General features: G+C 44.9%; 9 protein-coding genes. 3 read left to right on the forward strand and 6 right to left on the reverse strand.

Translation table 11 applies throughout. The features are described 5' to 3' along the window. Positions 1-131: 131 nt before the first annotated feature. Positions 132-1,106 (forward strand): radical SAM protein, encoded by a 975-nt coding sequence (locus U2718_RS30660; protein WP_342002761.1) that lies wholly within the window; start codon positions 132-134, stop codon positions 1,104-1,106. After that, a complete protein-coding gene (locus U2718_RS30665; RefSeq protein ID WP_342002760.1) occupies positions 1,060-2,472 on the forward strand; it encodes a glycosyltransferase family 2 protein in 1,413 nt (470 codons plus the stop codon). Before U2718_RS30660 ends, U2718_RS30665 begins: the two co-directional genes overlap by 47 nt. Positions 2,473-2,668: 196 nt before the next feature. Here the strand turns inward: U2718_RS30665 and U2718_RS30670 are convergent, their stop codons facing one another. Further along, positions 2,669-4,849 carry a DNA polymerase III subunit gamma/tau gene (locus tag U2718_RS30670; protein ID WP_342002759.1) on the reverse strand — a complete coding sequence of 727 codons (2,181 nt, stop codon included), beginning with the start codon at positions 4,847-4,849 and terminating at the stop codon, positions 2,669-2,671. A gap of 361 nt (positions 4,850-5,210) precedes the next feature. Here U2718_RS30670 and U2718_RS30675 point away from each other — a divergent pair, with 361 nt between their 5' ends. Next, complete coding sequence (locus tag U2718_RS30675; RefSeq protein WP_342002758.1) at positions 5,211-5,933, forward strand: hypothetical protein; 723 nt, start codon at positions 5,211-5,213, stop codon at positions 5,931-5,933. A gap of 11 nt (positions 5,934-5,944) precedes the next feature. On the opposite strand, the gene U2718_RS30680 is transcribed toward U2718_RS30675, so the two are convergent. The 5 genes from U2718_RS30680 to U2718_RS30700 all read right to left on the reverse strand — a co-directional run. Next, positions 5,945-7,387 (reverse strand): amidase, encoded by a 1,443-nt coding sequence (locus tag U2718_RS30680; protein ID WP_342002757.1) that lies wholly within the window; start codon positions 7,385-7,387, stop codon positions 5,945-5,947. A 114-nt stretch (positions 7,388-7,501) separates the two neighbouring features. Then, entirely contained in the window at positions 7,502-8,395 is an 894-nt protein-coding gene (locus tag U2718_RS30685; RefSeq protein WP_342002756.1) for an AraC family transcriptional regulator, read from the reverse strand. Between the two features lie 81 nt (positions 8,396-8,476). After that, on the reverse strand, positions 8,477-9,172 hold the full coding sequence (locus U2718_RS30690) for a LysE family translocator (RefSeq protein WP_342002755.1): 696 nt from the start codon (positions 9,170-9,172) through the stop codon (positions 8,477-8,479). After that, positions 9,141-10,328, reverse strand: coding sequence for a S41 family peptidase (locus U2718_RS30695; RefSeq protein WP_342002754.1), 1,188 nt, complete (start codon positions 10,326-10,328; stop codon positions 9,141-9,143). The genes U2718_RS30690 and U2718_RS30695 overlap by 32 nt, the downstream gene beginning before the upstream one ends. 192 nt (positions 10,329-10,520) lie before the next feature. After that, the coding region (locus U2718_RS30700) for a glutathione S-transferase family protein (RefSeq protein ID WP_411813394.1) at positions 10,521-11,487 on the reverse strand (967 nt) is incomplete at its 5' end.

Here is an 11,487-nt window from a genome sequence, read left to right on the forward strand (position 1 = left end):
GGGAAAACAACTAATGACTAATGACCAATGACCAATGAGTAATGACCAAATTACAAATGACTAAATAATTATTGACTGTTTTGTAACTACGTTTAAAGATGTGTAAAGGAAAACTTTAGTGGTTTAACACTATGGCTCCACTGGTTGCAAACTACTACTTGACATATCGTTGTAATGCTCGCTGTCATTTTTGTAACATCTGGGCATTAGAACCGGGAACAGAAGCTGATTTTGAGACAATCAAGCACAATTTACAAGATTTACGTCGCTTGGGAGTTAAGTATGTAGACTTTACAGGTGGCGAACCGCTGCTGCGGCATGATGTCGGACAGATTTATACTGAAGCCAAGCAGCAGGGTTTTTATACCAGCATGACGACGAATACAATTTTGTATCCGCAAAAAGCCAAGGAAATTCAAGGTTTAGTTGACTTTTTAAATTTCTCTTTGGATGGAGCTGATGCTGACACTCACGATCGCTCGCGGGGAGTGAAAATTTTTGACACTTTGGTTGAATCCGTAAATATCGCCAAGTCTTTGGGAGAATATCCTGTACTCAACCATACCGTCACTGCCCAAAACTACGATCGCATTGAGGAAGTAGCAGAACTAGGTAAAAATTTGGGTGTGCGCGTTTGGCTCAATCCTGCCTTCACTGCCCATGAAAACTACAACTCTGGTAAAAATCCCACCCCGGAAATGGTGGCGGCAATAGAAGATACCGCGAAGAAATACAAGAATGTCGGGTACAATAGGGCTGCACTGGCTTTTATTGAAGCTGGCGGCAATGATACCAAAAATCCCCGCTGTAAAGCGGTAGATGCGGTCATTGCTATTTCTCCTAACGACGAACTGCTACTGCCTTGTTACCACTTTGCTCAAACCGGAATTCCCATTCAGGGACGGCTCTACGAACTTTATCGAGAGTCGGAAGAGGTGGAAAATTACCGCCGCTCTCAAGGTAAGCTCAAGGTGTGTGAAGGTTGTACGGTTTGGTGTTATCTGATACCCAGCTTCTTTATGGGTGTTGACAAATACTGGTGGTTGAATCAAGTTACCTATGCCAGCGAATTTCTGGCCCGAAAACGATTCTTACAACGAGCTTGATCCGCTCGACTCCTTGCTTGCCGACCTATCGGTGCAAGAAGATCTGCTGGAGGAAGAGACATCAACTCCTGTGTCTGTTCCATCCCGCTTTCAAGGTCGCAGACGCAAAGCTGCTTTGGCTCTCACAATAGTTTGGAGTGGCACGATCGCCCTGCATCTAGTTTCTTGGGGTTCTCTGTTTGTACTAGGACTAACCACAATCCTTGGGCTTCATGCCCTGGTGCTGGTTTTTGCTAAACCCCGCCGTCCTCACGAGCAAATGCAGGGTGACTTCCCCTATGTCTCAGTTTTGGTAGCTGCCAAAAATGAAGAGACTGTAATTGATAAATTAGTCAGAAACCTTTGCAGCTTAGAATACCCGGAAGACAAGTACGAAGTCTGGATCGTTGACGATAAAAGCAGCGATCAAACACCGCAGCTGTTAGCAGAACTGGCGCAAGAATACCACAATTTAAGAGTGTTGCAGCGTCCTGTCGGAGCAGGTGGCGGCAAGTCTGGGGCATTAAATCAGGTGCTGCCCTTAACAAAAGGGGAAATTCTAGCAGTATTTGACGCTGATGCTCAAGTGCCAAAAGATATGCTCCTGCAAGTCATACCCTTGTTCCAACGTGAAAATCTAGGGGCGGTGCAAGTGCGAAAAGCGATCGCCAACGCCGAAGAAAATTTTTGGACAAAGGGTCAGATGGCAGAAATGGCTGTTGATGCTTATATTCAACAACAGCGAACTGCTTTAGGTGGCATTGGTGAGTTGCGGGGTAATGGTCAATTTGTCCGGCGCGAAGCCCTTGCAGCTTGTGGTGGCTGGAATGAAGAAACCATCACAGATGACTTGGATCTGACACTCCGCTTACATTTAACCAACTGGGATATTGACTGCGTATTCCACCCAGCGGTTGAGGAAGAAGGTGTGACGAGCGCGATCGCTCTTTGGCATCAGCGCAACCGTTGGGCTGAAGGGGGATATCAGCGGTATTTAGATTACTGGGATCTAATTCTCAAAAACCGCATGGGCACCCGCAAAACCTGGGATCTACTGGCATTCATGTTAATTCAATACATCTTGCCCACCGCAGCAGTACCAGATATGTTGATGGCGATCGCCAAGCATCGTCCGCCAATACTCAGTCCAGTAACTGGCTTAACTGTAACAATGTCAGTAGCAGGTATGTTTGCTGGCTTGGCAAGGATTAGAAAACAAAAAGGCTTTAAGATTTCTACTTACTTCTTGCTGCTACTCCAAACCTTGCGCGGTACTTTGTATATGCTCCACTGGCTAGTGGTAATGAGCAGTACCACTGCCCGAATGTCAGTACGCCCTAAGCGTTTGAAATGGGTAAAAACTGTACATACGGGAAGTGAAAATTAGTTAGTGGATAGTGGATAGTCGTTAACAACCAACTACTGTACGGGCGGATTTTAACCGCAATCTTTTTGTGACAACAAAGTATCTATAATAAACCCGCCCCTACTAACTACTGTACGGGCGGGTTTTAACAACAATCTCTCTAGAATAACGAAATATCTAAATAAACCCGCCCCTACTAACGATTATTAACTATTGCCTAAAATTCCTCATCTATTTCTGCTTCATCCACCCATTGAGCGGCGTTGGTAGAACTGGCTACTTCTGCTGCATCCTCTGTAAAATTAATAATCTGCCCATCAAAAAACTGTGCTAAACGTTGAGCAGCGATCGCCACTTCATCAATTTCCCAATCCACAGTTGGTACAGTTTGTAATTGTGGTGGAGGCGAAGTTTTACCCGCATTTGGATTCTTAACTAATTCCGATTTTGGAGGCGATATTTGTACTGGTTTGGCAATTTCACCTGATGGATTTGGATTATGACTTTGCTGGTTAAAAGTAGGCTGTGGTTGAGGTGAAGAAGCACTCTTAGGGAGTGTAGAGTTTGATGCAGTTGCTAATGCCAAGTTTACTTGAATCTGACGCTGGAAAGTTTCCTGAAACGCTGCTGCAATCTTCGACTGTTCTGACTGCACTTTTTTATACCAAGCTTGTTTGATAGCAATACAAGCTACAGCGCCGTCAAACTCGATCAGATGGCACATTTGCCGCAATAGCTCCCGCCGGGAAACAGGCTGGAAATTAGCAAGTACCTGTTGCCAAATCTGAGTCAAGTCAAAATTTGCTGTTGTAGCAACTTGCTCGTGATCTGTAGAGGAGGCTGTATCGTCAGGTGGAGAAAAGTCACCAGAAGCGGAATTACCAGACAGTGCTTTAGGAGAACCATTACTTGGTACAGAGCTTTGCTGTGCAGGAGGCTTTGCAGGTGACTGCTTTTCCTCTGGGGGTTCTCGTTCGGCAGGGTAAGCTTTTGTGGAGGGCAGATTACTTGCAGACGTTTCTGGAGAAGGCATCTGCGATTTCGATGCACTGCCGTTGGCTGCTTGGAAAGTAGGGTTTTCTGCTATGTGTCCATTCTCAGAGACAGGCTTGGCATCCGCAACAAATGATTTAAATTCTCTGCCATTGACTACTTCGGATGTTTGTTCGTGTTCGGAAGTGTACTGCCTATGGGCGTCTTCTTTGTTACTTGGAGATGGGGCGAAAGAGACAGGGGGAGTGGAGATGCGAGGGCTTGGTGTTGCCGCAGGTGTTGGTCGGCTTGTAGTTAATGGTTGACTGTTATGATGTGCTGAAGGTAACAATCCCAACAGTGTTACTTCTAACCACAAACGTGGTTGGGTAGTGTTCTTCAATTGCACCTCAGCCGATCGCAGGTGCTGCTGTCCTAGCAAAATTGTACTTCTGTCCAACTGTTGAGATAAATCAACCAGTGCTTGCCAAGTTTGGGGAGTACAAGCCACTAAATCGTGGCGGCTAGGTGCGGTGTTGGCTATAAGTAAATCTCGGTAAAAAGAAGCTAGATTCTGAAGAATAATGAGGGGTTCTCGACCGCGATCTAGGATTTTACGAGTACAATCAAGTACTGCTTCCGGATTGTCAGAAGCGATCGCACTCAACAGTATGAGTAAATCGCGTTCACTCACCGAACCCACTAAATCCCAAACTCGCTCAGGCGTCACTTCCCCCGACAATAAACTTAACTGATCGAGTAAGCTTTCCGCATCCCGCAATCCTCCTTGAGCAATTTGAGCTATTAAGGTAACTGCTTCAGGAGTAATATTAATATTTTCTTGGGTAGCGATTTTACTTAAATGCTCGATCATCGCTTCTAAAGGAATCCTGCGAAAATCAAACCGCTGACAGCGTGAAATAATCGTTGGTAGTACCCGTTGTGGATCGGTTGTCGCCAGGACAAAGACAACGTGCTTAGGTGGTTCTTCTAGGGTCTTAAGTAGCGCATTAAATGCTGCGGTACTGAGCATATGGCACTCATCGACCACATAAACTTTGTAGCGACACTGAACAGGGGCGAATTGTGCTCTTTCAATAATCTCGCGGATATTATCTACACCAGTGTTGCTGGCAGCATCAATTTCAATTACGTCTAAAGAATAACCCTTAGTAATTCCTTGGCAAACATCGCATACGCCACAAGGATCGGGCGTGGATTTGTCACTTTTAATACAATTAAGTGATTTGGCCAAAATACGAGCGCTAGAGGTTTTTCCTGTACCTCTCGGCCCGGTAAACAAATAAGCAGGTGCTATTTTCGCTGCACGGATAGCGTTAGTGAGGGTAGTAGCGATCGCTTCTTGTCCTACCAATTCAGCAAAACTTTTGGGGCGATACTTGTGGTGCAGCGGTTCGTAAGACATGGATTTCAATACCTTTTCAGGTTTTTAGCAACTAGCCAAGTTCGGGGCTAAACCATTGTGACATTCTGTTGCGATGATGAGGCAGAGTTATATATCCCCGACTTTTTAAAAAAAGTCGGGGATCTGAACACCTGCGACCTGTCAAAATCAATGTGGTGGAGTACCAGAGTGTTTAGGTTGTAGTAGTACACCTGTACGATTATTTTACCACTCACCCATCTGTACTGGTCAACTGCTATTAATAACCTATATGGGGGTGACGCATGAATTGGATTTTAATAGTTTTTATTGAATTGAAAGAGTATAAGAGGGCAGGCGATCGCTACAATCTTAGGATAACTAACACTTGAGGGTGCGGCAGATGCTCAAGCGGCTCATTCGGTGGCTAAAAAGGCTGTTTCAACGCTTGTTTGGTAAAAAACAGGTGCCATCAACATATGTGGGTGAGACTCAAAAAGCCCCACCTCCACCCCTCAATGATACAGATTTAGAATTTCTCTTCACCGAACTTTTGGAAGGAGTACATCAGGCACGGGGACAACATTGGGCGCAAAAGTGGCTGCATAATATCGAACATCGCGTCTCGACGGAACGTTGGGTAGAGTGGTTGCAAGGCTTTGGCGAAAGATTATTAGCATCACCCACTCCCAATAACGAATTAGCTTCTCGAATGGTGCAATTGGGTGAATTGGGTGTTGGGGAAGTAGGAGATACTGCTTATGATATTGGGATGCAAATGTTGATGCGCAACCAAGAAGAGCCGATCTGGGAGTATGGGGGGCCAGATCATGAACCTCTAGATTTCCCAACAGTACAACAAGAATCTCCTCAAGGAGAAGCAACAAGTTTTGAAGATTCCCAAAGTAATGTTTCTGGGGAAGTCAACGAGTTAGAAAATCCCCCAGAAGGAGAATTTCAAACAATTACCCTAGAAGAGTTATTAGTGATGATGCAGCAAGATGAGAACCTACGCCAGATGATTGCCCAACAATTGGGAATAGAGACGAACGATCCGCAAGTGATTATTCAGGCGTTGATTAATCAATTTCAGGCAGCGAATCAATCAAATACAGATCAAGAATGAAATGCTGCTAGTTAATATCCAGGTGGGTGAGCGATCGCACCAGTCACCTCGACGATTTTCTCTGCTAGAGCGAGGAGATGATAATCCTTCCATCGCTTTCCAACCAGATGAACCCCAATCGGTAACCCATTCTTTGTTTGTCCGACAGGGATAACAACAACCGGATGTCCAGTTAGTGTCAAAATGCTGGTGTAAGCAACACCACCCACAACATAAGGCATTTGCTCTCCATCAACATTAATTGGTTTACCTGGTATGTGGTGCTTAAAGGCAGGGAAAGGAACAACTGGACAAATCCAGGCATCCCATTGCGATAAAAAGCGATCCATCTGTTGAGTGAAGGTGGCTCGACGGGCTAGAGCTACGCCATATTGGTTTAGTTTTAATCTCGTTCCTCTCAATGCTCCCTTAATTACAACCCCCCCTGCCAGCAGTTTACGAAGATTGTTTAGGAGAATTGGCTGCGTCGGCATCAGTCGAGTTGCCAGCCACGCGCCGATTAACTCTCCATAGTTCTCCCAAGCAGCCGTGTAATTGAAGTCGGAAGGTGAAGCTTTTTCAACCCGGCAACCCTGCTCAATTAACTTTTGAATTACTCTCTCTAGAACGTCTCGTGTTTCCTGAGTGGCAGTAATCTCACCAAAATTGTCTGTCCATGCAATTTGGTAAGACTTAAGTGGGCGATGCTCAATAGCTTCCGGGAAAACAGGAGGCGTATAAACCCATCGTTCATCTTCGCCCTCAACAATCGCAAGCCAAAGTTTCAAGTCTTCTACAGAGCGAGTCATCACACCTGGAGCATACATATACTGAAGCCCTGCATCTCCTTCTAAGGGAGCAATCCAGGCTCCTGCCATTGAAACTCGATTTTCTGTTGGTTTAATGCCAAACACACCGCAAAAATGAGCCGGAATTCTCGCTGAACCGCCTAACCCCGAACAGAGATCCATTGGCACAAATCCTGCAGCTACGGCTGCTGCGCTCCCGCCACTGCTGCCCCCGACGGTAAACGATAGATTCCAAGGATTGTTAGTCTGTCCAAAATCAGACACAGTTTGCATATCAGCAGCCAGAATCGCCATGTTGGTTTTGCCCAAAATGATTGCACCTGCGGCTTTGATTCGGGAGACAATCGTGGCATCCTGAGCCGGAATATAGTTAAAGAACTTTTTACAGCCACAAGTCGATCGCATTCCAGCCGTTTCATAACAGTCCTTTACTGTCATCGGCACACCATGTAAAGCTCCCCAGATTTCCCCTCTAGCGATCGCTTCATCGGCGGCTTTGGCTTGCTGTCTGGCGCGTTCCTCATCAAGTGTGACGATCGCATTTACTTTAGCATTATGAGTTGCAATTTGTTGCAGATGTGCCTCTAAAACTTCTTGGGCTGAAACTTGGCGATCGCGAATGGCTTGAGCCATCTGATTTGCCGTCCAAAAAACAAGACTACTCATAGAATTAGTGCCGAGGTTGGATGATTCTCTTTGCCAAATCAGCACCGAGTTTATTCAAAATCTTGGATGCTCGTCTTGCGCATTCTTCCCAAAAGTATCGCAATCTTCCGAAAACTAAGCGCGTGAGTTACGATAAGCCTTGGGCGTAACCTTTGTATAGTTGCGAAAAACCTTTGTGAAATGACTTTGGCTTTGAAAACCCACTTGATGACAAACTTCTACAATCGTGAATTCAGATTGTGTCAGTAATTGTTTGGCTCGTTCAATGCGGCATTGGGTTACGTATTGGTAAGGAGCAACTCCTGTTGATTGTTTGAATAAGCTGGCAAAGTAATGCGGACTCATGTTTACCAGTACGGCAATTTCTGCCAAACTTAAGGGCTGATCCAAATGTTCATGGATGTAGGCGATCGCAGTTTTGAGCTTGTAAGCAGGTAATCCACCCAAGTAATTCTTAATAGCTTGCTTTCGCGTCGCATACCGTCTGACTAAGTGAGTTGCCAAAGCCGTTGCCATCGATTCTGCATAAAGATGACTATCCAATTCAGCAAATTCCAGTTCTCGCTTCAGCTCCAATCCCATATGGTAAATCAGCGGATCGACACCAAAAACTTGCGACACAATTTCAATTTGATCGACGCTTTGAGATCCATCAGTTACCAGAGCAAGTAGGCTAGGATCGAGTGAGAGCAACATAAATTCTGCGTTGCCGTATGCTTGAGTGCTGAGACTTTCATCGGCAGGACAAATGGCAATATTTCCAGGACAAAAATCTTTATAAACTCGCCGATTTGCCTTGAATTCCCTTGCCTCATATCCCAAACCAATACTGATGGTATGAACTGGAAAGCAGTATTCCGGGGTTTCATGAACAGGCTGGCGATGATACTCAAAATGAATTCCTTTCCATGCCGCCGTCTGACTAGATAAAACAGGTGCTCGTGGTAAAACCTGCTGCCAAGAGTCTGATTTACCAAAATTAATGATTTGAGGCTCGGCACCTGGCATGGCTGTTGTACTTAACAGAGGATACGAGACAATTTTACCGCCGACAAGCTCACCGGACGCATACTCAACTTGGTCATATGATTAAGCTTTTGTTACCAAAAATACTCCCACAGCAATCATTACACAGCCAGCAGCGATGTTTATTCCTTTTGTGATTTTGGAACTAATCAGCAATCTCGCTCTATCTGCCATGAATGCATAACCAAGTTTTACACCGCCTACAGCCACTGTAGTAATTGTTATGATGATGCCAGTGTCAAAATAAGAGATTTTAGAAATATCAACAAAAGCTGGGAAAAAACCAAGATAAAATAAAGTCGCTTTTTGATCGCCCAATGTAATCAATAGTCCAGTCAGAAAACTGGATATTAAAGAGGATTTAACAACCTCCTGTGTCTCCACATTCTTTGATTTTGACTTACATAGCCTTATTCCCAACAAAATAAGATAAGCACCACCAAGATATTTTATGAGGACAAATAGGCTCCCCATCGTTTCAGCCAGAAGCGATAATCCCCAAATGGCTATGATGATGAAAATGATGTCACCAACCACTATCCCTATGGTTGTGAAAACACCATGAATGAAACCAGATGTCGCCGATCTTGTCGAGACAGCCAATACACTCACACTGGGAATACAAGCCAGCACAACCATTGCACTAAATAATGCAACAATGCTGCTAAATGTCATACTGCTTTGCATCGGCAGAACAATTATTAAGTTGCTGCTCTCATTTTCATGCTTAACGGTCGTGTGATGCGGACGCGCCTGCAATCTCGATTGCTTTCTCAAGACACTGGCTACCACTGTTTTTACATTCAGGGATTTGGATATCTGGTTGCACTCCCACACCTTCGATAGTATTACCTTTGGGTGAGATCACCTGAAGTGTCGGGACTATGAGCGCGAATCCCTGCCAGTTCAGCCTGACTGCATCGCCCCCAAATAGTGCGCCCATTGTGCGGACTCCCAATATTTTGGCAGATCCATAGTCTTTGATGATTCCTGCAAACAAGTCACAAGACGAACCACATTGATCGTCAACTAAAATGAAGTGAGGTTTTAGATCTCTCTTTGCTTCTAGTCGAGTGCGCCATTCTACAAACGGTTGCTCTTTGGATAGCTTAATCTCAGCTTCAGCTTCAGCATTCACCGCATCATCAAAATATCCTCGAAAGATATACGGCTTTTGCACTTGTAGCCCCTCACGGGTTCTGTCTCTCCAAAGCACTTTGTCAGCACCCACAATGTCTTCTACTAAGTAACTAATGCTTGATCCCGCGCCGCCACCATTCCCACGCAGATCAATCAGAATCACTTTGGCTTGAGAGAGATGAGACTTTGCATTATCTAGTGCAACCTTGGTGACATGGGGAATCAGGAAGCTTTTGACTCTAAGAATTCCTATCTCGCCTCGTATTTCGGCTGAAATCGCTGGTTCAGGTGTGGCATCTGGTAATGGTTTCTGCTCAACCACACGGAATAATTTTTCACCTTCAGTTGGATCTAAAATTCTTAGATGGGATATTGAGAGCTTTTTCAGCTGGCTGCTGATGCGTTCGATTACTTCCGCTCTCGTCCAATTCGGCTTCCCATCTATTGTATCTAGAAGTTCTTGTAGTTGTTGGTCTCGCTCATCTTTTTTGAAGGCAGGATCAAAGATTTTGCTGTCGAGTGTTTGATAGACATTGTTGATGAACGCCTTTGCTTGTGAAGCAGATACGTTATCCTTAGACTTTAGTTGAGAAGAAGTAAACCAATCCAGCGAGACGGCTTCCGTAGATTCTTGAGTCGATTTTGGTGAGGATTGCGGTTCAGCGATCGCGGGATTTGCTTTGATTGACTCGTTTGCAGATTTGTTTCCAGTACAGGCGATTACACCTAACAAGACTGCCATCACGACACTAAAACTTGCCCCAGTTGAGCGCATAAATCTTTTTCTCAATCTTCAGCTACCAATTTAACGGATAGGCTTAGATGTCAAAATTAATTGTTATTCAGCGTAACTTAAAGATACAAAAATGCTTCTCAAGCCGAAAGTCGCTCTATTGTGCACCAATGCTGGCGTCTAAGCTCAAGGTAGCCACGATTCTAAACGGGATAGCTGAGTGTGCGATCGCCTCTAAATTTTGCCGAAGCGATCGCGATCGTGCGGTTCGTCAAAATCGATGATTGGCCCCTTTGGCACAATTCGATTGGGATTAATCTCGGTCATACTCATGTAATAGGCACGCTTAGTGTAGTCTAGATTGCACATCGATTTGAATTGAGGACGCTGATATAGATCCTTGAGATAATTCCAAAGGTTTGGATAATCGAGAATTCGCCGCAAATTGCACTTAAAGAGACCGTGATACACTGAGTCGAAGCGATACAGAGTTGTAAACATACAAATATCAGCTTCAGTAAATCGATCCCCACATAAATAGCGCTGCTTGCTCAGAACGGTTTCCCATTGATCTAAACTCTCGAAGAGTTCAGTTACCGCTTCTTCGTAGGCTGCTTGCGAAGTTGCAAAACCAGCGCGATATACACCAGCATTGATGGGCAGATAAATTGCATCAATTGTTTCATCAATCTTCTGTTGTAAGTCGTGTGGGTATAAGTCTATTTTCTGCGTTGCCACTTGAGCAAACTCTACATCAAACATTCGCATGATTTCGCGAGATTCGTTATTGACGATTGTTTGAGTTTGCTTATCCCACAACACCGGAACTGTGACTCGCCCTGTGTATTTGGGATCGGCTTTCACATAAATCTCTTGCAGATATTGAGCGTGATTCACCCAGTCAGGAATGGCTCCCGGTGCTTTACTAAACATCCATCCCTTGTCGCTCATTATCGGATCGACTATAGAGACTGAAATAGCATCATTTAACCCTTTGAGTTCTCGCATAATTAAGGTGCGATGCGCCCACGGACACGCCAAAGAAACGTAGAGGTGATAGCGCCCCAATTCTGCCTTAAACCCGCTCTTACCATCGGCGCTTATGCGATCGCGAAATGTTGTCGGTATCTCTTTGAAATTACCACTGGGTTCTAATTTATTTGCGTCGGTTGTCCATTTGCCTTCGACCATCATTCCTGAT

Source organism: Chlorogloeopsis sp. ULAP02, assembly GCF_038404745.2.
Classification (GTDB): Bacteria; Cyanobacteriota; Cyanobacteriia; order Cyanobacteriales; family Nostocaceae; genus Chlorogloeopsis.

What these genes read in the sequence shown, in the direction of transcription:
- U2718_RS30660 (WP_342002761.1), top strand. Translation starts at nt 132, where the DNA reads ATGGCTCCACTGGTTGCAAACTACTACTTGACATATCGTTGTAATGCT.
- U2718_RS30665 (WP_342002760.1), top strand. Translation starts at nt 1,060, where the DNA reads ATGCCAGCGAATTTCTGGCCCGAAAACGATTCTTACAACGAGCTTGAT.
- U2718_RS30670 (WP_342002759.1), bottom strand. Translation starts at nt 4,849, where the DNA reads ATGTCTTACGAACCGCTGCACCACAAGTATCGCCCCAAAAGTTTTGCT.
- U2718_RS30675 (WP_342002758.1), top strand. Translation starts at nt 5,211, where the DNA reads ATGCTCAAGCGGCTCATTCGGTGGCTAAAAAGGCTGTTTCAACGCTTG.
- U2718_RS30680 (WP_342002757.1), bottom strand. Translation starts at nt 7,387, where the DNA reads ATGAGTAGTCTTGTTTTTTGGACGGCAAATCAGATGGCTCAAGCCATT.
- U2718_RS30685 (WP_342002756.1), bottom strand. Translation starts at nt 8,395, where the DNA reads ATGCCAGGTGCCGAGCCTCAAATCATTAATTTTGGTAAATCAGACTCT.
- U2718_RS30695 (WP_342002754.1), bottom strand. Translation starts at nt 10,328, where the DNA reads ATGCGCTCAACTGGGGCAAGTTTTAGTGTCGTGATGGCAGTCTTGTTA.